The organism is Actinomadura geliboluensis (assembly GCF_043197915.1).
GTDB lineage: Bacteria > Actinomycetota > Actinomycetes > Streptosporangiales > Streptosporangiaceae > Spirillospora > Spirillospora geliboluensis.
The window spans coordinates 32,994-56,127 of sequence record NZ_JBICUA010000020.1 but is presented as its reverse complement, the minus strand read 5'-3'; the positions used below and the strand labels follow the sequence as shown (position 1 = coordinate 56,127).

At 72.1% G+C, this 23,134-nt stretch carries 20 protein-coding genes; 9 read left to right on the top strand and 11 right to left on the bottom strand.

Annotated elements, in window-relative coordinates; all coding sequences use genetic code 11:
* The first annotated feature begins 28 nt into the window (after positions 1–28).
* The 3 genes from ACGFI1_RS41925 to ACGFI1_RS41915 are packed head-to-tail and all read left to right on the top strand — an operon-like array spanning position 29 to position 2,237.
* Positions 29–781: a LamB/YcsF family protein gene (locus ACGFI1_RS41925; protein WP_138640036.1), complete on the top strand. Its 753-nt coding sequence runs from the start codon at positions 29–31 to the stop codon at positions 779–781.
* Positions 778–1,392, top strand: a complete 615-nt coding sequence (pxpB, locus tag ACGFI1_RS41920) for a 5-oxoprolinase subunit PxpB (RefSeq protein ID WP_392793233.1) — start codon at positions 778–780, stop codon at positions 1,390–1,392. Before ACGFI1_RS41925 ends, pxpB begins: the two co-directional genes overlap by 4 nt.
* Positions 1,383–2,237, top strand: coding sequence for a 5-oxoprolinase subunit C family protein (locus ACGFI1_RS41915; RefSeq protein ID WP_392793232.1), 855 nt, complete (start codon positions 1,383–1,385; stop codon positions 2,235–2,237). Before pxpB ends, ACGFI1_RS41915 begins: the two co-directional genes overlap by 10 nt.
* 36 nt (positions 2,238–2,273) lie before the next feature.
* Here the strand turns inward: ACGFI1_RS41915 and ACGFI1_RS41910 are convergent, their stop codons facing one another.
* The 3 genes from ACGFI1_RS41910 to ACGFI1_RS41900 are packed head-to-tail and all read right to left on the bottom strand — an operon-like array spanning position 2,274 to position 6,704.
* Entirely contained in the window at positions 2,274–2,969 is a 696-nt protein-coding gene (locus tag ACGFI1_RS41910; protein WP_392793231.1) for a histidine phosphatase family protein, read from the bottom strand.
* 49 nt (positions 2,970–3,018) lie between these two features.
* Complete coding sequence (locus ACGFI1_RS41905; protein WP_392793230.1) at positions 3,019–4,104, bottom strand: winged helix DNA-binding domain-containing protein; 1,086 nt, start codon at positions 4,102–4,104, stop codon at positions 3,019–3,021.
* 44 nt (positions 4,105–4,148) lie between these two features.
* Positions 4,149–6,704, bottom strand: a complete 2,556-nt coding sequence (locus ACGFI1_RS41900; RefSeq protein WP_392793229.1) for an AAA family ATPase — start codon at positions 6,702–6,704, stop codon at positions 4,149–4,151.
* A gap of 233 nt (positions 6,705–6,937) precedes the next feature.
* Between ACGFI1_RS41900 and ACGFI1_RS41895 the strand changes: the two genes are divergently transcribed.
* The 3 genes from ACGFI1_RS41895 to ACGFI1_RS41885 all read left to right on the top strand — a co-directional run bounded on the left by ACGFI1_RS41895 (position 6,938) and on the right by ACGFI1_RS41885 (position 9,364).
* Positions 6,938–7,846 carry a haloalkane dehalogenase gene (locus ACGFI1_RS41895; protein WP_392793227.1) on the top strand — a complete coding sequence of 303 codons (909 nt, stop codon included), beginning with the start codon at positions 6,938–6,940 and terminating at the stop codon, positions 7,844–7,846.
* A gap of 81 nt (positions 7,847–7,927) precedes the next feature.
* Positions 7,928–8,647, top strand: a complete 720-nt coding sequence (locus ACGFI1_RS41890) for a ribonuclease HII (protein WP_392793317.1) — start codon at positions 7,928–7,930, stop codon at positions 8,645–8,647.
* Between the two features lie 84 nt (positions 8,648–8,731).
* A complete protein-coding gene (locus ACGFI1_RS41885) occupies positions 8,732–9,364 on the top strand; it encodes an endonuclease (protein ID WP_386870960.1) in 633 nt (210 codons plus the stop codon).
* Positions 9,365–9,371: 7 nt separating this feature from the next.
* On the opposite strand, the gene ACGFI1_RS41880 is transcribed toward ACGFI1_RS41885, so the two are convergent.
* The 3 genes from ACGFI1_RS41880 to ACGFI1_RS41870 form a co-directional block, all read right to left on the bottom strand.
* The gene (locus ACGFI1_RS41880; RefSeq protein ID WP_392793226.1) at positions 9,372–10,031 is read right to left on the bottom strand and encodes a nitroreductase family protein; all 660 of its coding nucleotides are present in this window, start codon (positions 10,029–10,031) and stop codon (positions 9,372–9,374) included.
* 100 nt (positions 10,032–10,131) lie between these two features.
* Positions 10,132–11,571 (bottom strand): TerD family protein, encoded by a 1,440-nt coding sequence (locus tag ACGFI1_RS41875; protein WP_392793224.1) that lies wholly within the window; start codon positions 11,569–11,571, stop codon positions 10,132–10,134.
* A 120-nt stretch (positions 11,572–11,691) separates the two neighbouring features.
* Entirely contained in the window at positions 11,692–12,741 is a 1,050-nt protein-coding gene (locus tag ACGFI1_RS41870; RefSeq protein ID WP_386870954.1) for a lipoate--protein ligase family protein, read from the bottom strand.
* Between the two features lie 105 nt (positions 12,742–12,846).
* On the opposite strand from ACGFI1_RS41870, the gene ACGFI1_RS41865 reads away from it, so the two are divergent.
* Positions 12,847–13,812 (top strand): pirin family protein, encoded by a 966-nt coding sequence (locus ACGFI1_RS41865; protein WP_392793222.1) that lies wholly within the window; start codon positions 12,847–12,849, stop codon positions 13,810–13,812.
* Between the two features lie 70 nt (positions 13,813–13,882).
* Here ACGFI1_RS41865 and ACGFI1_RS41860 read toward each other — a convergent pair whose 3' ends face one another.
* The gene (locus tag ACGFI1_RS41860; RefSeq protein WP_138642100.1) at positions 13,883–14,344 is read right to left on the bottom strand and encodes an OsmC family protein; all 462 of its coding nucleotides are present in this window, start codon (positions 14,342–14,344) and stop codon (positions 13,883–13,885) included.
* 134 nt (positions 14,345–14,478) lie between these two features.
* Between ACGFI1_RS41860 and ACGFI1_RS41855 the strand changes: the two genes are divergently transcribed.
* Positions 14,479–15,216, top strand: coding sequence for a DoxX family protein (locus ACGFI1_RS41855; RefSeq protein ID WP_392793221.1), 738 nt, complete (start codon positions 14,479–14,481; stop codon positions 15,214–15,216).
* Between the two features lie 226 nt (positions 15,217–15,442).
* On the opposite strand, the gene ACGFI1_RS41850 is transcribed toward ACGFI1_RS41855, so the two are convergent.
* The 3 genes from ACGFI1_RS41850 to ACGFI1_RS41840 all read right to left on the bottom strand — a co-directional run bounded on the left by ACGFI1_RS41850 (position 15,443) and on the right by ACGFI1_RS41840 (position 19,585).
* Positions 15,443–18,253 carry a vitamin B12-dependent ribonucleotide reductase gene (locus ACGFI1_RS41850; protein ID WP_392793219.1) on the bottom strand — a complete coding sequence of 937 codons (2,811 nt, stop codon included), beginning with the start codon at positions 18,251–18,253 and terminating at the stop codon, positions 15,443–15,445.
* Positions 18,254–18,372: 119 nt separating this feature from the next.
* On the bottom strand, positions 18,373–18,846 hold the full coding sequence (gene nrdR / locus ACGFI1_RS41845; RefSeq protein WP_386870944.1) for a transcriptional regulator NrdR: 474 nt from the start codon (positions 18,844–18,846) through the stop codon (positions 18,373–18,375).
* 400 nt (positions 18,847–19,246) lie between these two features.
* Positions 19,247–19,585 (bottom strand): LysM peptidoglycan-binding domain-containing protein, encoded by a 339-nt coding sequence (locus ACGFI1_RS41840; protein ID WP_392793218.1) that lies wholly within the window; start codon positions 19,583–19,585, stop codon positions 19,247–19,249.
* A 175-nt stretch (positions 19,586–19,760) separates the two neighbouring features.
* On the opposite strand from ACGFI1_RS41840, the gene lexA reads away from it, so the two are divergent.
* Entirely contained in the window at positions 19,761–20,462 is a 702-nt protein-coding gene (lexA, locus tag ACGFI1_RS41835) for a transcriptional repressor LexA (RefSeq protein WP_176198978.1), read from the top strand.
* A 120-nt stretch (positions 20,463–20,582) separates the two neighbouring features.
* Here lexA and leuS read toward each other — a convergent pair whose 3' ends face one another.
* Complete coding sequence (gene leuS / locus ACGFI1_RS41830) at positions 20,583–23,051, bottom strand: leucine--tRNA ligase (RefSeq protein ID WP_392793216.1); 2,469 nt, start codon at positions 23,049–23,051, stop codon at positions 20,583–20,585.
* Positions 23,052–23,134: the final 83 nt, after the last annotated feature.

Below are 23,134 nucleotides of genomic sequence, written 5' to 3'. Positions count from 1 at the left end.
GACGCGGGATCGGTGGTAGGTCTTGGACATGGCGGTCATCGACATCAACGCCGACCTCGGCGAGGGGTTCGGCATCTGGGAGCTGGGCGACGACCTGGCGCTGCTCGACGTGATCACGAGCGCGAACGTGGCGTGCGGGTTCCATGCGGGCGACCCGCTGATCATGCGGCGGGTGTGCGCCGCCGCCGTGGCGCGCGGGGTGACGATCGGCGCGCAGGTGTCGTACCGGGACCTGGCCGGTTTCGGGCGCCGCGAGATGGACGTGGCCGCGCCCGAGCTGACCGCCGAGGTGCTGTACCAGATCGCCGCCTTGGACGGCATCGCGCGCGCGGAAGGCGGGCGTGTGGCCTACGTGAAGCCGCACGGCGCGCTCTACAACCGCGTCAGCCGCGACCCCGTGCAGGCGGGCGCGGTGGCGGAGGCGGTGAGGGCGTACGATCCGTCGCTGCCGCTGCTGACCCTCCCCGGCTCTGCGGTGCACGGGGTCGCCGAAGGGCTGACCGTGGTCGCGGAGTGCTTCGCCGACCGCGCCTACACGCCGTCCGGCGGGCTGGTGTCCCGCCGTGAGCCGGGTGCCGTCGTCCATGACGAAGACGCCGTCGTGCAGCGCGCGGTCAGGATGGCCGTGGACGGAACCGTCGTCGCGGTCGACGGCAGTGAGGTCTCCCTCAAGGCCCGTTCCATCTGCGTACACGGCGACACACCGGGGGCGGTGTCCCTCGCCCAGTCCGTCCGGTCGGCGCTGTCCGGCGCGGGCGTCGCGCTGGAGTCGTTCGCGTGAAGGTGCTGCGGGCGGGTGACGCGGCCCTGCTCGTGGAGACCGGCGACCTGGCCACCGCCCACCGCCTCAACGCCGCCCTCCGGGACGACCCGCCGCCGGGCGTCGTCGATGTGGTGCCCGGCGAGCAGACCGTCCTCGTGATGGCCGACCCGTCGGCCGACCTGGACCGCCTCGCGGCGCGCCTCCCGCACCTGCCGCTGCCCGACGACGTGGAGGGCGACGCCGCCCCGGTGGAGATCCCCGTGGTCTACGACGGCGAGGACCTCGACGAGGTCGCCCGCCTCACCGGGCTGTCGCGGGAGGAGGTCGTCCGGCGGCACGCCGGAAGCGCCTACACGGTCGCCTACCTCGGCTTCTCCCCCGGCTTCGGCTACCTGACGGGCCTCGACCCGGCGCTGCACGTGGCGCGCCGCGAGTCACCGCGGACGGCGGTCCCGGCCGGGTCGGTGGCGATCGCGGGACCGTACGCGGCGGTCTACCCGTCCCGGTCGCCGGGCGGGTGGCGGCTGCTCGGGCACAGCGGGCTGCGGCTGTGGGACGTCACGCGCGACCCGCCGTCGCTGCTCCGGCCGGGCACGCGCGTCCGCTTCGTCCCCGAGGAGTGTTCTTGATCGAGGTCGTGCGGCCCGGTCCGCTGGCGACCGTGCAGGATCTCGGCCGGCCCGGCCGCGCCCATCTCGGCGTCCCGCGGTCCGGGGCGGCCGACGAGCGCGCGCTGCGGCTCGCCAACCGGCTCGTCGGCAACCCCGAGGGGGCGGCGGGCGTCGAACTCACCTTCGGCAGCGCCGCACTGCGCTTCCACAGGCGCGCCTGGATCGCGGTCACGGGCGCCCCTGCGCCCGTCCTCATCGGCGACCGCGCCCATGGCACGAACGCACCGTGCTTCGTGCCGGACGGCGGAACGGTGGAGGTCGGCCCGCCTTCGTCGGGGCTCCGCAGCTATGTCGCCGTGCGCGGTGGTGTCGCCGTCGATCGGGTTCTTGGAAGCCGGTCGACCGACCTTCTGTCCGGCCTGGGCCCGGCCCCGCTTTCGCCGGGAGACCAACTACTGGTCGGCCCCACCGAGGGCCTCGCCGACATCGGCGTGGACGTCGCTCCAGCACCGGCCATGCCGGACACACCCGTGCTCCGGGCACTGCCCGGTCCGCGCGACGACTGGTTCACCGACGACGCGCTGGCCGCGCTGACGTCCACGCCTTACACGGTGTCGCCGGACAGCAACCGCGTAGGGGTCCGGTTGGACGGGCCTCCCCTCGTCCGCGCGCGCGACGGCGAACTGGGCAGCGAGGGGATGGTCACGGGGTCGGTCCAGGTGCCGCCCAGCGGGCTGCCCATCATCTTCCTGGCCGACCATCCGCCCACCGGCGGCTACCCGGTGATCGCGGTGCTCGTCTCGGACGCCGTCCCGGACGCGGCTCAACTCCGTCCGGGCCAGCAGGTCCGCTTCCGCCTCTAGACCGCCCTGCTCAGGGCTAGGTCAGCGAGCCAGAGGCTAGGTCAGCGGGGCCGGGGCGGACCAGTCCAGGTGGGAGACGTCGTTGAAGCCGCGGACGGACGTCAGGTCCCCGAGGCGCACCAGCAGGGAGATCGAGGCGTTGTCGGGGGCGAGGAACGCGAACGGCCGGGCGCCGGTCGCGGCGGCGAGCGCCTGCGCGATGACGCCGCCGTGGGTGAACACGGCGATCCGGCCGCCGGCGTGCGCCGCCGCGAGCCGGGTGAGGCTCTCCTCGACGCGCGCGGCGAAGGCGGCGCCGGATTCCGCGCCGGGGATGACGTCCCACCGCTCCTCGGCGAACATCCGCTGCGCCACCGGGTCGTTCTCGGCGACCTTCTGGCGGAACAGGCCGCCCTCCCACTCCCCGAGGTGGACCTCGCGCAGGCCCGCCTCGACGCGCGGCTCCAGGCCGAGGCGGCGCGCCAGGGGCGCCGCCGTCTCCGCCGTGCGGCGCAGGGACGTCACGTAGAGGGCGTCGAGCTTCTCCTCCGCGAGGCGCTCGCCGACGCGCTCGGCCTGCTCGCGCCCTTCGGGGGCCAGTTCCGGGTCGGCGTGGCCGTCCACGAGGGGGAACGACCGGTCGGCGCGCGCCGGTGCCGACGCGCCGTGCCTGACCAGAAGAATCTCGGTCGCGCCGTCGGGCGCCTTGTACCGCGTCTGCCGGTACTCGACCGGCACCTCCCGCTCGTCCACGAACGGCACCCTAGACGATCGCCGCAGCGTGCCCTGCGTCCGGCCCTGTTCAGGAGACCAACGGACCCACGCGGCCGATCTCGTCCTTGAGCGGCCCAGGCGGGACGTCTTCGAAGGTGGTCACGGCCACATCGCCGTCCTGCACTTCCCAGACGCCCACCACGCGGCCCTCATGCAGGACCACCGGGGAGATCCAGCCGGCCGTGCGGCTCACCTTGCCGCGATGCTCCGTCGGGACGAGGTAGGTCGCCCCTGTGCCCGCCCCTAGGACGTACTGGTCGAACGCACCCAGCAGCCGGACCGACGTGCTGGGCTCGGTGGCGAGCAGTTCGTCGCGGTGCTCGGCCAGTACGAACATCTGGACGCCGTCCACCTCCACCGTGGACAGGCCGTCCTCCGCTGCGGCGAACCAGCTCTTGACGTCCTTCTTGCGGCTCGCCTTGCGCATGAGCCAGTTGTCGAACATCTCGGGTGTCGCCGGCCCGTGCGCGGCGAGGTAGGCGTGGACGACGGTCCGGGCGGCTTCGTCCAGCGGCGGGAGGCCCGTCCAGCCCGGCAGCCATCGTTCCGGTGCGGCGAACGTGACGCGCGTACCCTGCGCCGGGCCGTGGCACAGCACGCCCCACCACGCCAGGGGCTTGAGCAGGACGCCCCAGCCCGACCCCAGCACTTCGGCGAGATGCCGTGAGCCGGTCTTGTCGATGACGGCTTCGGTGAGTTCCTCCCGTGTCAGCACCTCACCGCCGGCCAGCGCGGCAGTGGCCGCCTCTGCGAGAGCCTCCAGGTCGGCGGGCGTGGCACCGAAAGTCTTCTGCCAACTGGGCTTCTCCCAATGGCGGGTAGTGGAGCACAGCGCGAGGTAGGCGGCGGCCACATCGGCGGGCAGGAGATGCAGGGTGCCGCGCATGGCCCACGTCTTGACGAGGGTCCGCTCGTCCAGGAGCGCCTTGGCCACTGCGTCTCGTTCAGGGTTCCGCTGCCGCAGCGCGACGGCGAGTTCCGCGGCCGACGCCACCTGCGCCTGGACGCCCGCCAGCCGGCGTGCGACGTCCACCGCCGACGCCTCGCCCTGGGGCTCGATGTACTGCCGCCGCATCCGCCAGGCGAGAACCTGGGCCCACGTCACCGCTGTCATGCCCCGATTACATCGCAGGCCGCGGACAGAACCGTCCGTCTACCTCATGCCAGGCGGTGGGCGAGGTCGGCGAACGCGTTGCGCACGTCGGCGGGGGTGAGGAGCGTGAGGTCGTCGGCGGTGGCGCGGTCGCCGAGCTCCGCCGCGCGCAGCGCCCGGCACGCGCACGCCTTCTCGTAGATGGAGCGGGCGAAGCGGCCGTTGCCGAACTCGTCGATCCGGCCCGTGCCGCAGACGCGCTGGAAGACGAGGGCGAGGTCGTCCAGGGCGCCGTCGTCCCAGCGGTCGCCGCCCTGCTCGGCGATGAGCTGGGCGATGCGGAGCAGCTCGTCCGGCCCGTAGGAGGGGAACTCCACGCGCACGTCGAACCGCGAGGCGAGCCCCGGGTTGGACGCCAGGAACCGGTCCATGTCGGCGTCGTAGCCGGCGAGGACGACGACGAGCCGGTCGCGGTCGTCCTCGGCGCGCTTGAGCAGGGTCTGCACCGCCTCGGCGCCGAACGCGTCGCCGCCGCCGTACCCCGGGTTGCTCAGCGCGTACGCCTCGTCGACGAACAGGACCCCGCCGAGCGCCGAATCGACGACCTTGTTCGTCTTGAGGGCCGTCGCGCCGAGGTGCTCGCCGACGAGGTCGGCGCGCTGGGCCTCGACCACCTCGGGACGCGCGAGGAGCCCGGCCGCGGCGAAGATGCGGCCGAGCACGCGCGCCACGGTGGTCTTGCCGGTCCCGGGCGGGCCGGTGAAGACGAAGTGGCGGGTCGGCGGGCGGGTGACGAGGCCCTGCTCCTGCCGCATCCGCGCCACCTGGAGCTGGGCGGCGATCTCCCGGACCTGCCGCTTCACCGGTTCGAGCCCGATCATCGCGTCGAGCGAGCCGAGCGCCTCGTCCAGCGTGGGCGTCTCGGCGTAGCCGCGGTACCGCTCGGTGACCTCGGCGAACGCGGTCTCCACGTCCTCCGCGCGGAGGGTGACCAGGTCGTCGGCGCTGGGTCGGGCGGGCGCGGCGGACGCGGAGGCCGCGTCCACGACACGGACGTCCCGCGCGCGCGCCGCCGCCTCAGTCAGCGACCGAACGAACCGCCCGTTGCCCAGTTCGTCGATGATGCCGCGCCGCTCGACCTCCTCGAAGCGCGCGGCGAGCCGCCGCCGGGCCTCCGGGTCGAGCCGGTCCTCGCGGAGCCCGGTGTGGTAGTCGGCGATCCGCAGCAGCTCGGACGGCCGGTAGGACGGGAAGTGCACGCGCGTGCCGAAGCGCGAGGCCAGGCCGGGGTTGGAGTCGAGGAACTCGGCCATCTGCGCGTCGTAGCCGGCGAGGATGACGACCAGGTTGTCGCGGTCGTCCTCGGCCCGCTTGAGCAGCGTCTGGACGGCCTCGTCGCCGAAGCGGTCGGGCTGCCCCTCGGCGGAGTTGACCAGGCCGTACGCCTCGTCGATGAACAGGACGCCGCCGAGGGCGGAGTCGACGAGCCGGTTGGTCTTGAGCGCCGTGGCGCCGAGGAACTCGCCGACGAGGTCGGCGCGCTGGGCCTCGACCAGGGCAGGCTCCGGCAGCAGCCCGAACGCGTAGAAGATCTTGGCGAGGACGCGCGCGACGGTCGTCTTGCCGGTGCCCGGCGGGCCGACGAAGACGAAGTGCCGCATCGGCTTCTCGGTGGGGACGCCGGCGGCGGCCCGCAGGTGCGCCGCCTCGATGGACGCGGCGATGGAGCGGACCTGCCGCTTGACCGGCTCCAGCCCGATCATGTTCTCCAGCTCGGCGAGCGCGTCGGCGACGGAGATGTCCGGCGCGGCGTCCGTGCGGCGCTCCGGCGGCGCCTGCCGCTCCGGGGCCGGTGCGGCCTCGGCGGCCTGCGCGGCGGCCTGTGCGGCCGGTTGCGCGGCCGCGGCGGGGTCGTCCGCCGGTGCACGGCGGTCGGGCCTGCTCGGCCGGTCCTTCTTGTCGGGCTTGTCCGGAGTGGACGGGTTCTTGCGCGGGGCGGGCGGCATGGCGTCCCCCTCCGAGCTCGCCTGTTCCTGGACCCAGCCGGTCTCGTAGGCCTCGGCGGGCACCGTGCGGCGGGCCCGGTCCCAGCGGTAGGCGAGGACGGCCAGGGCGGCGGCCCAGCCGGGCGCCGCGCTCGCCTCCGGCAGCGGCTGGGCTACCGCCGCCGTGGCCACCCCTGCGGTGGCCAGCGTGAGCAGGGTCGTGCGCCAGGGCGTGTACCCGCGCAGGCGGAAGGCGACCACCGCGACGGGCACGGCGAGCACCGCCAGAAGCAGCGTGGGGCTCAGGTACGCAGGGTGCTCGCCGTCCGGGTAAAGCCTGCCCAAGGGAACCAACAGCGCGAGCCAGGACGCGATGACCGCGATGACCGCCATGCCCGTGGGCGAACGCAGCGTCAGGTGGACGACGACCAGCAGCACGATCGCGCCCACCGCCACGCCAAGGACCGGCCCCTCCAGCAGGACGGTGCCGGCCAGGACCAGAGCCATCAGCAGCAGGCCGCCCAGGAACCGCAGCCCGGGGGTGATCTGGAAGTAGCGCACCCGCAGGCGCTCGAAAAGATCCCGCGCCGCGGCGTCCTTCGCCGGGCGGGAGCGAGACCTGCCGAACAAAGCCATCAAGAGCGAGTAAAGCGCAGGACCGCCCGGAACGGGACTCCCCGTGCGGGGAACGTTGCCTCTCGTACGGCCTGCCTGGGCGCGGCCGAACGCACCTCGGTACCGAGACCAGGACATTTGTACTGTCCAAAAGTGCGGGTCTGATTCTTCAGCCGACACCGGCCGAATTCGTAACGCCGCAGCGCGTGCGTACCGCTGAGACCAGCCGCGGCGGCGCTGCCATGATGAGGCCCATGCGGATCCTGCGCACGCCAGAAGAACGCTTCACGCAACTCCCCGACTTCCCTTACGAGCCCCGCTACGCGGACGTCCCGGCCCAGGACGGTGACGGAACCCTGCGGATGGCCTATGTCGAGGCGGGCCCGTCCGACGGTCCCGTAGTGCTGTGCCTGCACGGTGAGCCGAGCTGGTCGTTCCTCTACCGCCGCGTCATGCGGGTCTTGGCGGACGCAGGGCTGCGCGTGGTCGTGCCCGACCTGGTCGGTTTCGGCCGCTCCGACAAGCCCGCCGAGATGACCGACCACACCTACGCCCGTCACATCGAGTGGACGCGCGCGCTGGTGTTCGACGCCCTCGGCCTCCAGGACGTGACGCTCGTCGGGCAGGACTGGGGCGGCCTCATCGGCCTGCGCCTGGTGACCGCCCACCCGGACCGCTTCTCCCGTGTCGTCGTCGCCAACACCGGGCTTCCCACGGGCGATTTCCCGATGCCGGAGACTTGGCTGAAATTCCGCCAGTCCGTCCGGACCGCACCCGAGTTCGACATCGCCCGCAACATCGCCGCCGGATGCCGCACGGCGCTGGCCGACGACGTGCGCGCCGCCTACGACGCGCCCTTCCCGGACGAGTCGTACAAGGCGGGGCCGCGCGCCATGCCCGCCCTCGTCCCGGCCGAACCCGACGACCCCGAGGCGCAGCCCAACCGCGACGCGTGGGACGTCCTGCGCGCGTGGGACAAGCCGTTCCTGGTGGCCTTCAGCGACAAGGACCCCATCACCGGGGCGATGGCACCGCTGTTCAAGCAGCTGGTTCCGGGCGCGCAGGGCGTCGAGCACCCTACGATCGACGGCGCGGGCCACTTCCTCCAGGAGGACGACGGGGAACGGCTCGGCCACGCGATCGCGGCGTTCATGCATTCCTGAGGAGCCTCCTTGACCGACCCCACCGGCGCCCTGCCCGGATTCGACCCCGCCCCCGGCGACGGCCCGCACGGTCCGCGCGGGATCCCGCGCGTCGCGGGCTACGAGATCGAGGACGAGCTCCGCGCCGCACCGTCCGGCAAGGACGGGCCGCTCCGGATCGCCGGGGTGGACGAGGTCGGGCGCGGCGCATGGGCGGGCCCCGTCGTGGTGTGCGCCGCCGTCACCGACCTCAGCCCGCCGCCGGCCGTGCCCGGCCGGGGCAAGAAGACCATCGCGCTGACCGACTCGAAACTGCTCACCGAGGCGCACCGCGAGTCGTTCGCCGACCTGCTGCCGGGCTGGCTCGCGGGGCACGCGATCGGCGCGTCGCCTCCCGAGGAGATCGACGAGGTCGGCATGACGGAGGCGCTGCGGCGCGCCGCCGTCCGCGCGCTGGAGGCGCTGCCCGAACGGCCCGACATCGTCCTCCTCGACGGCAAGCACGACTTCCTGGGCCGCCCCTGGCGCGTCCGGTGCGAGGTCAAGGCCGACCAAAGGTCGGTCACGGTCGCGGCAGCGTCCGTCCTGGCGAAGGTCCACCGTGACCGGCTGATGGCGGAGCTGGACGGCGAGTTCCCCGGTTACGGGTTCGCGGACAGTGCGGGCTACCCGTCGCCCGTCCACCAGAAGGCGCTGGAGGAGCACGGCCCCACACCGCACCACCGGATGTCATGGTCGTACCTGGACGACCTCCCCCGCTGGCGGCACCTGAAGAAGCACCGTGACCCGCTCGCAGGGGAAGGCCAACTCAGCCTTCTGTGACGCCCGTACAGACCCCTGCACGGGCACCGTCCAGGAGTCATCCCCGTCCGGCCGGGTAAGCGCCATCCACGGGAGGTACATGCCATGGATGCCGTTGTGAAGAACCTGTTGCGCGAGTCCGGCCGGACGTTCGCCGAAGAGGCGGGCATCACGCTGAAGGACCAGCCGGCCGCGCTGTTCAAGCTGCTCGTCCTGGCCAACCTGCTGAGCGCGCGCATCTCGTCCGAGATCGCGGTGTCCGCCGCCCGCGAACTGTTCGAGGCCGGCGGCGGAACCGCCCGCGGGATGGCCCGGATGTCGTGGCAGGAGCGGGTGGACGCGCTCGGACGCGGCCACTACGTCCGCTACGACGAGAGCACCGCGTCCCGCCTCGGCGACACCGCCGACCTCGTCCAGGACAAGTACAAGGGCGACCTGAGGCGCCTCGCCATCGCGGCCGAGCGCGACCCGAAGAAGGCCGCCGACCTGCTCCAGGAGTTCCCCGGCGTCGGCCCCACCGGCGTGGACATCTTCTGCCGCGAGGCCCAGGCCATCTGGCCGTGGCTGCGCCCCCACATCGACGACCAGGTGAAGAAGGGCGCCGAACGGATCGGGCTGCCCACCGACCCCGGCGAGCTCGCCGAGAAGGTCACCGACAAGGACCTGGCCCGCTTCACCGCCGCCCTGGTGCGGGTGGCCCACGACAAGAAGCTCGCGGACCACCTCAAGGCCGCGTGAGCGCCGGTCACAGACGCACGATGACCTCGTCCACCGGCTTGCGGGCGATGTCGGGCACCATCGCGTCGTCCGCCGGGTAGCCGACGGGGATCACGACGTACGCGCGCTCCTCCTGCGGACGCTCGCACACCTCGTTCAAGAAGCGCATGGGGCTCGGCGTATGCGTGAGGGTCGCCAGCCCCGCCTGGTGCAGCCCCGCCAAAAGGAACCCCACCGCGATGCCAACGGACTCCTTGACGTAGTAAGGGCGAGGCGTATCCGGGCCCTTGTGCACTTCGAAGACGACGATGACCGCCGGCGCGTCCTCCAGGAACGGCTTGCGCCAGTCGGTGCCCAGCGGTGCCAGCGCGTCCAGCCACTCCTGGGACGCGCGCCGCTCGTAGAACTCGCGCTCCTCCCGCTCCGCCGCCTCCCGGAGCCGCTTCTTGCGCTCGGCGTCGGTGATGACGACGAACCGCCACGGCTGCAGGTTCGCGCCGCTCGGCGCCGTCGCCGCGGCACGGATCGCGTGCTCGACGACGTCCGGCGGCACCGGGCGCGAGGAGAAGTCCCGCACCGTGCGGCGCAGCGCCATCGTGTCGGCGAACGCCTCGGCGCGCCGCGCCGCCTCCGCCGCCGGGACGTCGAAACGGGGCGCGGGAACGACCGGATGGGGCTGAGTGCTCATGTGATCGTTCCTACCGCCGCCGGCGGGCCCGGCACAATCGGCAGCATCAGCCAACGTTCCGGACCCGTTCCGACCACATGCGCGCCCGCGGCGGGTGGACTCAGTCCTTGCCGCGGGAGGCGACCCACTCCAGGTTCCAGGCGTAGGCCTGGTCGACGGCCATCTTCCCCCAGCGCGGGCGGCCGGGCGGCGGCAGGATGAAGCGTCCCTCGCGGCGGACGACCAGCTCGCCGTTCACGTTCTCGATGAGCGCCAGGACGGCGTCGCGGGAGGCGTCCACGCAGTCGTCCATCCGCATGTCGATCGGCGGCGCGCCCACCGGGAACAGCGTGGCGATCGCGTCCAGGCCGCGGAAGTCGTCGGCGCCGTCGTAGATCTCGGCGAACACCAGGATGCGCTTGAAGTCCTTGGTGTGGTCGAGGTTGATGTGGAGGTTCTCGCCCGACTCGATGGCGCCGGTGCGGTCGTCCTTGTCGAGCTTGATGAACGGCGCGCGCTCCAGGGCGCCCATGTCGCCGATCGCGTGGATGATGCCCTTGCGGCCGTCCTGCAGCTCCCAGAGGCAGCACAGGTCGAGGTCGAGGTCGACGCCGCGGCGGCGCTTGCCGAGGCGCCCCTTGGCGACGCCCTCACGGGCGGTCCAGTTGAGGTTGACGCGCATGTGGCCGCCGGTCGCACCGTGCTTGGTGAGCGACACCGACGGCGCGTTCTTGGTCAGGGAGATCTTGCCGCCCTGCTGCTGCGGCGCCGCCCCGGCGGGCGGGGGCGGAGGCGCGTACTGGCCGGGCGGAGGCGGCGCGTACTGGCCTCCCGGAGGAGGCGGGGGCGCGTACTGCCCGGGAGGCGGGGGCGGCGCGTACTGGCCGGGAGGTGGCGGCGGCGTGTACTGGCCTCCCGGCGGCGGCGGGACGTACTGGCCGCCGGGCGGAGGCGGCGGGGGCGCGTACTGCGGCTGCGCCGGTGCCTGCGGCTGCGCGGGCTGGGGCGGGGCCGGCGGCGGGGGCGCCGCCTGGCCGGGGTCGTCGACCGAGATGCCATAGTCGGTGGCCAGGCCGGCGAGGCCCGAGTCGTAGCCCTGGCCGACCGCGCGGAACTTCCACGCGCCCTGACGCCGGTACAGCTCGCCGAGGACGAACGCCGTCTCCGACGTCGCGCCCTGGCTGTCGAACCGCGCGACCTCCGCGCCGCCCGCCGCGTCCACGATGCGCACGTACAGGCCCTGGAACTGGCCGAACGTCCCGCCGTCGGAGGACGCCGCGATGACGATCTTGTCGATGGCGGGCTCGACCCGGTTCAGGTCGACCGACAGGACGTCCAGCACCGTCGGCCCCTGCTGCTTGCCGTCGTGCCGGACGGCGCCGGAGCCGTGCGCCGGCTGGTTGTAGAACACGAAGTCGTCGTCCGAGCGCACGCGGCCGCTCTCGGTCACCAGGAGCGCCGACGCGTCCGCGTCCGGCACGCCGGGACCGGCCTGCCAGCCCAGCTCGACCCGCACCGAGGGGACGGGCACCGCGGTGTTGGCACCCTTCTGCATCGACATGAACGCTCCTCATCATCGGCCGACGGTGACCAACCTATGGCGTGCCGCATCAGCCCCGCGACCTGCCCTGAGAGGAGGACGCACGGCGGGCGCCCAGGGTTCCGCCCGCCGCGCCGCGCGTCACGGGACGCGCGCGGTCCACTCGGAGGTGCTGAACTTGTCGGTGACGTACTTGCGGGCGAGCCGCATCTCGTCCTCGCCCACCCGGTCGGGGGTCAGCCCGTACCGCCCCCGGAAGTGCGCGATCATGCGGTCGATGATCTCCTCGCGGGGCAGTCCGGTCTGCCGCCGCAGCGGGTCCACCCGCTTCACCGCGCTGGCGATGCCCTTGTCGGACACCTTCTCCCGGCCGATCCGCAGCACCTTCAGCATCTTCTCGGCGTCGATGTCGTAGGCCATCGTCACGTGGTGCAGCACCGCGCCGGACACGAGCCGCTTCTGCGCCGCGCCGGCGATCTTGCCGTTGTCGGACGTGATGTCGTTCAGCGGCTGGTACCAGGCCTTGATGCCGACTTCGCCGAGCGCGCCCAGCACCCAGTCGTCCAGGAACGCGTAGCTCTCGGCGAACGACATGCCCGCGACCAGCGTCTCCGGCGCGTACAGCGAGTACGTGATGGTGTTGCCGGGCTCGATGAACATCGCGCCGCCGCCGCTGATGCGGCGCACCACGTCCACGCCGTGCTCCCGCGCCGCCTCCGCGTCGACCTCGTTGCGCAGCGACTGGAAGCTCCCGATGACCACGGCGGGCGACGCCCACTCCCACACCCGCAGCGTCGGCGGGCGGCGGCCCGCGCCGACCTCCTCGGCGAGCACCTGGTCGATCGCCATGTGCAGGGCGGGCTCCTGCGGCGGTTCGTGGATCAGCCGCCAGTCGTGGTCGCGCCAGTCGGACGCCCGCGCCACCGCGCGCCGCACCGCGATGCCCACGGCCTCGGCGGAAAGGCCGAGCATCACCGTGTCGCGCGGAAGCCCCGCCTGGACGCGGACACCGATCGCCCTGGCGTCCAGCCCGGCGGGCAGCCCGTCCAGGACGGCGTTGATCGCGTCCAGGGCCTCGTCGGGTTCGAGGAAGAAATCGCCACTGATCCTTGGGGCGCGCAGGAGCCCGTCAACGACGTCGACATCGGCGACCACGAGCTTGCCGCCGGGAACCTTGTACTCACCGTGCATCACATACAGGAGAACCCAGTGCACTGGTGCCCAATTCCACAGGTTCAACCGCGCGGCGCGTAGGGCATCGTTAAGGGACGGTTTTGCGGGGAGGGGACGGTTCCGGTGAGCAATCTCGATGTCCGGCCTAAGCCGGTGCAGACGGGCGGGCGTGACGAGGTGACGGCGCGGCCCGTGCACGAGTTGCTGCCGCCGAGGCGGGTTCCGCTGGGCGAGAGCACGGTCGTCCGCAGGCTGCTGCCCAGCCTGGGACGGCGCATGGTGGGCGCGTGGTGCTTCGTCGACCACTACGGGCCGGACGACATCACCGACGAGCCCGGTATGCAGGTGCCGCCGCACCCGCACATCGGGCTGCAGACGGTGAGCTGGCTCCACGGCGGTGAGGTCCTGCACCGCGACAGCCTCGGCAGCCTGCAGACGATCCGTCCGAAGCAGCTCGGGCTGATGACCGCCGGCCGGGCCATCGCGCACTCGGAGGAGTCCCCGCGCGCGCACTCGCCGATCCTGCACGGCGCTCAACTGTGGGTCGCGCTACCGGACGGGCACCGGCACACCGACCCCAAGTGGGAGTTCCACGCCGACCTCCCGGTGGTGACCGCGCCCGGCTTCACCGCCAAGGTCCTGCTGGGCGAACTCGACGGAGCCGCCTCCCCCGGCACGACGTTCACCCCCATCATGGGCGCGGACATCACCCTGGACGACGGCGCCGACGTGCGCATCCCGGTCGATCCGGACTTCGAGTACGCGGCGCTCACCATGTCCGGCCGCCTGGAGGTCGACAGCGAGCGGCTGGAGCCCGGCTCCATGCTCTACCTCGGCTGCGGGCGCCGCGAGCTGCGGGTCCGCGCCGACGAACCGGGCTCCTTCCTCCTGCTCGGCGGCGAGCCGTTCGAGGAGAAGCTCGTGATGTGGTGGAACTTCGTCGCGCGGGCCGGCGAGGAGATCGCCCAGGCGCGGGAGGACTGGATGACCGGCGACCGGTTCGGCACGGTCGAGGGCTACCACGGCGACCGGCTGCCCGCCCCCGAGACGCCCCCGACCCGCCTGAAGCCGCGCGGCCGCACCCGCTGAGCGGCCCCGCGGCTCTGCGACTGAGGCTGCGGCTGCGGCTGCGGCTGCGGCTGCGGCTGCGGCCCGGGCTCTACCCGAACTCGGGCTCGTGCCGGACGGGGAAGTTGACCGAGTTCGCGATGAAGCACAGCTCGTTGGCGCGCTCGTGCAGCTCGGCGGCCCGTCCGGCCTGCGCGGGGTCGGCCAGGGTCGTCCGGGGGCGCAGGACGACCTCGGCGAACCGTCCGCCGCCGTCCGGCGTCTCGGTCATGGTGCCGCGCGCCCGGTCCTCGTAGCCGGTCACCACGATCTTCTCCACGGCGCACAGGTGGAGGAACCACAGCATGTGGCACTGCGAGAGGGAGGCGACGAGCATCTCCTCCGGGTTCCACCGCGACGGGTCCCCGCGGAAGGCGGGGTCGGCGCTGCCCGCGATCGGCGGCTTGCCCGCCGCCGCGACCTCGTGCGCCCGCTCGTAGGCGCGGTACGAACTCGTCCCCGACCCGGTGTCGCCCGTCCACGTCACCGACACTTCGTACTCGTGGCTCTTCATCCCGGCCTCCCGCTCGATCGCATCCCGCGCCCTGCCACGTGATCGTCTCACCTGCGGCGTTCGCGATATCTCCCGGCATGCCGTCATACTCTCCGGCAAACCGGGCCCATCCCCGTGTCTAAGGAGTCGACGGCATGCGCTCTCGGCCGTTCTACGACGTCGTGGCAGCCCTCGCGCGGCTCGGCGTCGGCATCGTGTTCATGGCGCACGGCTGGCAGAAGATCGAAGCGGGCATCACCGCGACCGGCCGCACGTTCGACGGCCTCGGCGTGCCGCTGCCCACCGCCGCCGCCGTCTACTCCGCGTTCGTCGAGCTCCTCGGCGGGGCCGCGCTGATCGTCGGGCTCGGCCTCCCGGTCACCGGCGCCCTGCTGTTCCTCGACATGGCGGGCGCGTTCGTCTTCGTCCACGCCGACCAGGGCCTGTTCATGGTGGACGAGGGAGCCGCCAGGAACGGCTACGAACTCGTCCTCGCCCTCGGCATGGCGAGCCTGGTGTTCGCCGCGGGCGGCGGCGGCCGCCTCACCCTCGACCAGTGGGTGATCGGCAAGCGCCTGCGGGGCGCCGCGGCCGACGACGACGAGGACGACGCCGCGAGCTTCGTGGAATCGCTCCGCCAGGCCGAACTGAAGCCCCCGAAGAAGCCCCGCCGCACCCCGAAGCCCCGCGCCTCCGACCCGCCCGCCGTGACAGAGCCGTCCGCGACCGAGCCGTCCGCGACGGAGCCCCCGGCGACCCAGAACAAGCCGGCCGAAGACCCGGGCGGCGACGACGTCCTGGTGGCGGGCCGCCGCAAGGCGTCCCGCCACCGCCGTTCCTCGACGACCCAGCCGATCAAGCCCCCGGCGGGCGACGACAAGACCTCCCCCTGACACCGACGCGATCAACGTCGCCAGGCGGGCCGGAGCCCGCCGAACAGAACAGCCGAGATCCGCTCGCGGTCCTCGGGCGCGCGTCCCGTGGCCCAGGCGACCGCCGCGACGAGCGAAACGCCCTATGAAGCGCGTAGGGCCCGACCACGCACAGACCAGAGCGGGGTACCGGTCGTCCCCGGTACCCCGCTCCGTCTACGCGTCATTCAGCCGATATCGGCCCTGATCAGCTGCAGCCGCTGGTGGAGCCGCAGCCTTCGCAGACGTAGCAGCTGCCGGCCGGGCGCATCTTCGTGCCGCAGGTGAGGCAGAGCGGCGCGTCGGCCGTGCGGCCCTGGCGGCTCTCGATCGCCTCCACCGACGAGTGCGCCTCGGCGGCCGGGGCCGGCGCCGCCGGACGGGTGATCGCGGCGGACTGGGCGAGCGACTCGTGGTCGACCTCGTCCTCGGCGTGCAGGGCCGCCGGGTCCTCGCCGTTGGCCTGCATCGCGCGTTCCTCGGCGGTGAAGATGCCGAGGCCCGCGCGCTCCTCGTAGGGGAGGTGGTCCAGCGCCAGGCGGCGGAAGATGTAGTCCATCACCGAGGTCGCCATGCGGATGTCGGGGTCGTCGGTCATCCCGGCGGGCTCGAACCGCATGTTGGTGAACTTCTCCACCCACGTCTCCAGCGGGACGCCGTACTGCAGGCTGATGGAGATCGCCATGGAGAAGGCGTCCATCACGCCGGCGAGCGTGGAGCCCTGCTTGCCGAGCTTGAGGAAGACCTCGCCGACGCCGTCGTCCGGGTAGGACGAGGCGGTCATGTAGCCCTCGGCGCCCGCGACGGAGAACCGGGTGACGGTCGCGGGGCGCTGCTTCGGCAGCCGCCGCCGGACCGGGCGCGGCGCCAGCGCCTCGGCCGGCTCCGCCTTGTCCTTGTCCTTCTTGCCGGCGGCCGACAGCGGCTGGCCGACCTTGCAGTTGTCGCGGTAGATCGCGAGGGCCTTCAGGCCGAGCCGCCAGCCCTCGAAGTACACCTTTTCGATGTCCTCGATGGTGGCCTGCTCCGGCATGTTGACCGTCTTGGAGATCGCGCCGGACAGGAACGGCTGGACGGCCGCCATCATCCGGACGTGCCCCATCGGGCTGATCGCCCGCTCGCCCATCGCGCAGTCGAACACCTCGTAGTGCTCGGGGCGCAGGCCGGGCGCGTCCACCACGTGGCCGTGCTCGGCGATGTACTCGACGATCGCCTCGATCTGCTCCTGCTGGTAGCCGAGCTGCTCCAGGGCGCGCGGCACCGTGTGGTTGACGATCTGCATGGACCCGCCGCCGACGAGCTTCTTGAACTTCATCAGCGCGAGGTCGGGCTCGATGCCGGTGGTGTCGCAGTCCATCATCAGGCCGATCGTGCCGGTCGGCGCGAGGAGGCTGGCCTGGGCGTTGCGGTAGCCGTGCTTCTCGCCGGCCTTGAGGCAGTCCGCCCACTGCTTGGCGGCGGCGGCGTGGATGGTCTTGTCCATCTCGTCCAGCGTGCGGATGCCGTCGTTGGCGGCGGCGTGCTTGCGCATGACGCGCTTGTGCGCCTCGGCGTTGCGCGCGTAGCCGGCGTACGGGCCGACGACGCCGGCGATCTCGGCGGACCGGCGGTAGGCGACGCCCGTCATCAGCGACGTGATCGCCGCGGCGAGGGACCGGCCGCCCTCGGAGTCGTAGGCGTGCCCGGTCGCCATCAGCAGCGCGCCGAGGTTGGCGTAGCCGATGCCGAGCTGCCGGTAGTCGCGGGTCGTCTCGGCGATCTTCTCGGTCGGGAAGTCGGCGAACGTGATGGAGATGTCCATCGCCGTGATGATCAGCTCGGTGAGCTTCACGAACTTCGCGACGTCGAACGTGCCCGCGTCGGTGAGGAACTTCAGCAGGTTGATGCTGGCGAGGTTGCAGGACGAGTTGTCCAGGCTCATGTACTCCGAGCACGGGTTGGACGCGGTGATGCGGCCCGTCTCGGGGTTGGTGTGCCAGTCGTTGATCGTGTCGTCGTACTGGATGCCGGGGTCGGCGCACTCCCACGCCGCCTTGGCCATCAGCCGGAACAGCTCCTTGGCCTTGACGGTCGAGACGACCTCGCCGGTCATCCGGGCGCGCAGCCCGAACTCGCCGCCGGACTCGACGGCCTGCATGAACTCGTCGGAGACCCGGACGGAGTTGTTGGCGTTCTGGTACTGGACGGAGCCGATGTCCTTGCCGCCGAGGTCCATGTCGAACCCGGCGTCCCGCAGCGCGCGGATCTTGTCCTCCTCGCGCGCCTTGGTCTCGATGAACTCCTCGATGTCGGGGTGGTCGACGTCCAGCACGACCATCTTCGCGGCGCGGCGGGTCGCGCCCCCGGACTTGATCGTCCCGGCGGAGGCGTCGGCGCCGCGCATGAAGGAGACGGGGCCGCTGGCGGTGCCGCCGGAGGACAGCAGCTCCTTGCTGGAGCGGATGCGGGACAGGTTCAGGCCGGCGCCGGAGCCTCCCTTGAAGATGACGCCCTCTTCCTTGTACCAGTCGAGGATGGACTCCATCGTGTCGTCCACCGACAGGATGAAGCAGGCGCTCACCTGCTGCGGCGACTTGGTGCCCACGTTGAACCAGACCGGCGAGTTGAAGCTGAAGAGCTGGTGGACCAGCGCGTACTTCAGCTCGTGGTCGAAGATCTCGGCGTCCTCCTCGGAGGCGAAGTAGCCCTCCCGCAGGCCGGTCTCCACATAGCCGCGGACGACCCGGTCGACGAGCTGCTTCAGGCTCCATTCCCGCTGCGGGGTGCCGACCGCGCCGCGGAAGTACTTGGACGTGACGATGTTGACCGCGTTCAGCGACCAGAAGTCGGGGAACTCGACGCCGCGCTGCTCGAAGTTCACCGAGCCGTCGCGCCAGTTGGTCATGACGACGTCACGACGCTCCCAGCGCATCTCGTCGTACGGGTGCACGCCGGGCGTGGTGAAGATGCGCTCGACCTTCAGCCCTTTGCGGCCCCCCTTGCCGCGCCGTGCCGCCGAGCCGCTCACCGTCTCCGTCATGACCTTCCCCCTTCTCGGGCCCTCCCGCCGGACCCTGTTCAGGAACAACCCCGCCACCGCACGGACCATGCCCGCGCGGAGGCGCTTTCACTGTGCTTTGTGGATGCCGGAACCGCCCCCTACCGGGGCGGGCCGTGCTCCCCCGAGGAACCGGCCTTCCGCAGTGCTTCGATCTCCTTGGCGAAGTCGTCCAGCGACTCGAAGCTCCGGTAGACCGAGGCGAATCGCAGATACGCGACCTCGTCGAGTTCGCGCAGTGGCCCCAGAATCGCGAGGCCGACCTCGTGCGAGGGGATTTCCGCGGATCCGGACGATCTGATCGCCTCTTCGACCCGCTGCCCCAGCTTCGCGAGCGCATCCTCGTCGACCGGACGGCCCTGGCAGGCCCTGCGCACCCCGGCGATGATCTTTTCTCGGGAGAACGGCTCGGTGACCCCGCTGCGCTTGGCCACCATGACGAGCACATTCTCCTGGGTGGTGAATCGCTTGCCGCATTCCGCGCACGACCGGCGCCGCCGAATGGCGGCCCCGTCATCGGTGGAACGGCTGTCGATCACTTTGGTGTCAGGGTTGCGGCAGAACGGGCAGTGCACGCTCGATACCTCCCTGACGTAAACGAGTTACACCGATGTGATCGCCATATATAGGGAACTACATCGATGTGACTACTAGATGTTGTGGTCAACCGTACGGCTCGACGCAGGCCTTCGCAACCTGATCGGGAGCCTCGCACGTCACATCCGGCGCGTCCGCGCAGGTCACCTCCCGCCTCCCCGATTTCGTCCCGGGCGTGTCGTCACCCAGCGTCCACGGCGATCACAGAACGCCTGGTCGGAGGCCCCGCGGCCCCGGAAACCCCCACCCCGCCGAACGTCCGGGCAGGTAGCCGCCCCGCTCCCCCGAGCCCCACCCGTAACACGCCCCGGCGACCACGAGCCGCCCCATCGGACCACACGCACCCGCACGCCCCTGGGCGCGGGTGCGGAGGGGGCGTCAGCCGGCGGGGAGGCGGATTTCCTGGCCGGGGCGGACGACGGGGTCGCCGCGCAGGCCGTTGAGGTCCATGATGCGGTCCACGGTCCGCCGCGGGTCGGCGCCGGGGTCGGCGGCGGACGCGATGCCCCACAGCGTGTCGCCGGGCCCGACGACCACGGTGCGCGGCGGGCCGGACGGGCCGCCGCGGTCGCCTTCGCCGGCGCCGGCGAAGGCGCCGGGGCCGACCGTGAGCCAGAGGGCGACGAGGATGACGGTCGCGGCGAAGCCCACCAGAACGGCGCGGCCGCGGCGGGTCAGGCGGATCGGGGGGCGGTCACCGCGGAGTGAACCGGACATCTCTCCACTCCTCGTCGTCGAATGAATTTTCGATCGAACGCCTGTACGATGTTGTATCAGGCGGCGCCCGGAAAAAGCGAGTACATCTTCGAACAATTGTTTGATCATTAGGCCGGGACGCGATAGCGTTCATGACAAGGAGTGACCGATCGAGGCGCCCGGGAGGCGACGAGCGATGAGCAAGGTCCGGGACCTGCCCGACGGGCCGATGGACGAGACGGGCCTGACGCAGCGGCAGCGCATGGTGCTGGAGGTGATCCGCGACTCGGTCCAGCGCCGCGGCTACCCGCCGTCGATGCGCGAGATCGGCGAGGCCGTGGGGCTGACCAGCACCTCCAGCGTGTCGCACCAGCTCCGCTCGCTGCAGCGCAAGGGCTTCCTGCGGCGCGACCCGAACCGCCCGCGCGCCGTCGAGGTCCGGGTGCCCGGCGCGACGCCGGTGCGCACCGACGAGGAGGCCTACGAGGCCGCGGGAGGGCAGCCGGCCACGGCGCAGCCCGCGCCCGCCTACGTGCCGCTCGTCGGCCGGATCGCGGCCGGTGGCCCGATCCTCGCCGAGGAGTCCGTCGAGGACGTGTTCACCCTGCCGAAGCAGCTCGTCGGCGAGGGCACGCACTTCCTGCTGAAGGTCACCGGCGACTCGATGATCGACGCCGCGATCGCGGACGGTGACTGGGTCGTGGTCCGGCAGCAGCCGGTGGCCGAGCAGGGCGACATCGTGGCCGCCATGATCGACGGCGAGGCCACGGTCAAGACCTTCAAGCGGCGCGACGACGGCCACATCTGGCTGATGCCGCAGAACCCCGCCTACGAGCCGATCCCCGGCGACGAGGCGTCCGTGCTGGGCCGCGTCGTCGCCGTCCTCCGCAAGATGTAGCGCGCACGTCGAAACGGCCGCCGGAGGCTCTCCGGCGGCCCGTCGGCATGCCCACCGGCCCGGTCCCCACGAGCCCGACGGCGGCCCCCGCGCCCCGGGGTGGGGGCGCGGGGGCGGCGGTCAGCGCTTGGGGACGATGTTGACGATCTTGGGTGCGCGGACGATGATCTTCATGATCTCGGCGCCGCCCAGCGCGTCCTGGACCTTGGCCGAGGCCAGCGCGCGGCGCTCCAGCTCCTCCTCGGCGATGCCGGGCGGCACCTCCAGCCGGTCGCGGACCTTGCCGGCGATCTGCACGACGCAGGTGACCGACTCCTCCACCAGCAGCGCCGGGTCGGCGGTCGGCCAGCCGGCCCGGATCACCGGGGCGGTGCGGCCCAGCAGCTCCCACGCCTCGTCGGCGGTGTAGGGCGCGAACAGCGACAGCAGGATCGCGATCGTCTCGGCGGCCTCGCGGACGGCCGGGTCGGCGGCGCCGGGGCCGGAGTCGATGGCCTTGCGGGTCGCGGTGACCAGCTCCATGATCCGCGCGATCGCGACGTTGAACCGCTCGGTCTCGACCAGTGTGGTGGCCTCGTCGACGGTGCGGGCCGTGACGCGGCGCAGCGCCGTGTCGCCGGTCGCGGGGTCGGCGCCCGGCGCGGACGAGACCTCGGTGGCGATGCGGTGCACGCGGGACAGGAACTTCGACATCCCGTGCGGGGACACGTCGGCCCAGTCGATGTCGTCCTCGGGCGGGCCGGAGAACAGGATCGCCAGCCGGACGACGTCCACCCCGAACTCGCCGATCTGCTCGCCCAGGTCGACGCCGTTGCCCAGCGACTTCGACATCGCCTTGCCCTGGTTGATCACCTGGCCCTGGTTCAGCAGCCGGCGGAACGGCTCGGTGAAGTCGATCATGCCCATGTCGTACAGGACCTTCGTGAAGAAGCGGCTGTACAGCAGGTGCAGGATCGCGTGCTCGACGCCGCCGGTGTACTGGTCGACCGGCATCCACCGGCGGACCTGCTCGACGTCGAACGGGCCGCCCTCGTGGCCGGGCGAGCAGTAGCGGAAGTAGTACCAGGACGAGTCGACGAACGTGTCCATGGTGTCGGTGTCGCGGGTCGCGGCGCCGCCGCACTTGGGGCAGTCGGTGGTGACCCAGTCGGCCGCGGCGGCCAGCGGCGAGGTGCCCTTGGGCGCCAGGTCGGCGCCGCGCAGGCCCTCGGGCAGGGTCACCGGCAGCTGCTCGTCCGGGACGGGGACCTCGCCGCAGGACGGGCAGTGCACGATCGGGATCGGGCAGCCCCAGAACCGCTGCCGGGACACCAGCCAGTCGCGCAGCCGGAAGTTGACGGACCCGCGGCCGGTGCCGCGCTCCTCCAGGATCTGGATGATGCGGGCGATGCCGTCGGTCTTGCCCAGCCCGTCGATCGGCCCGGAGTTGACGATCGCGCCGTCGCCGGGGGTGGCGACGCCGGTCTCGGCGGGGTCGTCCAGCCCGGTCTCGACGACGACGCGGACCGGCAGGCCGAACTTCAGCGCGAAGTCCAGGTCGCGCTGGTCGTGCGCGGGGACGGCCATGATCGCGCCGTGGCCGTACTCGGCCAGCACGTAGTCGGACGCCCAGACGGGCAGCCGCTCGCCGTTGACCGGGTTGACCGCGTAGCGGCCCAGGAACACGCCGGTCTTCTCGCGCTCGGTGGACAGCCGCTCGATCTCGCTCTCCCGCGAGACCTCCTCGCGGTAGGCCTCGAACGCGGCGCGGTGGTCGGGGTGGCAGATCTCCTCGGCCAGCGCGGCGTCGGCGGCGACGACCATGAACGTCGCGCCGAACAGGGTGTCGGGGCGGGTGGTGTAGACGGTGACGGGCTCGTCCCGGCCCTCGATGGCGAAGTCGACGTCGGCGCCGGTGGAGCGGCCGATCCAGTTGCGCTGCATCAGCAGGACGCGCTCGGGCCACTTGCCCTCCAGCTGCGCCATGTCGTCCAGCAGCCGGTCGGCGTAGTCGGTGATCTTGAAGTACCACTGGGTCAGCACGCGCTTCTCGACCAGCGCGCCGCAGCGCTCGCAGTGCCCGCCGACGACCTGCTCGTTGGCCAGGACGGTCTGGTCCTTCGGGCACCAGTTGACGTGGCCGCCCTTGCGGTAGGCCAGGCCCCGCTCGTAGAAGCGCAGGAACAGCCACTGCGTCCACTTGTAGTACTCGGGGTCGGAGGTGTGCAGGCGGCGCGTCCAGTCGAAGGACGGCGCGTACCGCTGGAAGGAGGCGGCCTGCGTCTCGATGTTGGCGTACGTCCACTCGGCGGGGTGCGAGTCGCGCTTGATGGCGGCGTTCTCGGCGGGCAGGCCGAAGGAGTCCCAGCCGATGGGGTGCAGCACGTTGTAGCCGCGCTGGAACCAGTAGCGCGCGGGGACGTCGCCGATGGCGAACGCCTCGGCGTGCCCCATGTGCAGGTCGCCGCTGGGGTAGGGGAACATGTCCAGCGCGTAGCGGCGCTCGGTGGCGGTGTCCTTCTCATCGGCCGCGAACGGGTCGAGCTCCGCCCAGCGGGCCTGCCACTTGTCCTGAACCGCCCGTGGGTCGTATTGCTCGTCGCTGCTCACGCTTACAGACTCCGCTTCGTCCTTCAGGGTCCTGGGCCGTCCGCCGACATGAAACGGCCCCTCGCACAGGAGGGGCCACCACG

Excerpts from the sequence above, each read along its gene's own strand:
- ACGFI1_RS41925 (WP_138640036.1), top strand. The coding sequence starts at position 29 with ATGGCGGTCATCGACATCAACGCCGACCTCGGCGAGGGGTTCGGCATC.
- ACGFI1_RS41905 (WP_392793230.1), bottom strand. The coding sequence starts at position 4,104 with ATGACAGCGGTGACGTGGGCCCAGGTTCTCGCCTGGCGGATGCGGCGG.
- ACGFI1_RS41900 (WP_392793229.1), bottom strand. The coding sequence starts at position 6,704 with ATGGCTTTGTTCGGCAGGTCTCGCTCCCGCCCGGCGAAGGACGCCGCG.
- ACGFI1_RS41895 (WP_392793227.1), top strand. The coding sequence starts at position 6,938 with ATGCGGATCCTGCGCACGCCAGAAGAACGCTTCACGCAACTCCCCGAC.
- ACGFI1_RS41885 (WP_386870960.1), top strand. The coding sequence starts at position 8,732 with ATGGATGCCGTTGTGAAGAACCTGTTGCGCGAGTCCGGCCGGACGTTC.
- ACGFI1_RS41880 (WP_392793226.1), bottom strand. The coding sequence starts at position 10,031 with ATGAGCACTCAGCCCCATCCGGTCGTTCCCGCGCCCCGTTTCGACGTC.
- ACGFI1_RS41875 (WP_392793224.1), bottom strand. The coding sequence starts at position 11,571 with ATGTCGATGCAGAAGGGTGCCAACACCGCGGTGCCCGTCCCCTCGGTG.
- ACGFI1_RS41870 (WP_386870954.1), bottom strand. The coding sequence starts at position 12,741 with ATGCACGGTGAGTACAAGGTTCCCGGCGGCAAGCTCGTGGTCGCCGAT.
- ACGFI1_RS41860 (WP_138642100.1), bottom strand. The coding sequence starts at position 14,344 with ATGAAGAGCCACGAGTACGAAGTGTCGGTGACGTGGACGGGCGACACC.
- ACGFI1_RS41855 (WP_392793221.1), top strand. The coding sequence starts at position 14,479 with ATGCGCTCTCGGCCGTTCTACGACGTCGTGGCAGCCCTCGCGCGGCTC.
- ACGFI1_RS41850 (WP_392793219.1), bottom strand. The coding sequence starts at position 18,253 with ATGACGGAGACGGTGAGCGGCTCGGCGGCACGGCGCGGCAAGGGGGGC.
- ACGFI1_RS41840 (WP_392793218.1), bottom strand. The coding sequence starts at position 19,585 with ATGTCCGGTTCACTCCGCGGTGACCGCCCCCCGATCCGCCTGACCCGC.
- lexA (WP_176198978.1), top strand. The coding sequence starts at position 19,761 with ATGAGCAAGGTCCGGGACCTGCCCGACGGGCCGATGGACGAGACGGGC.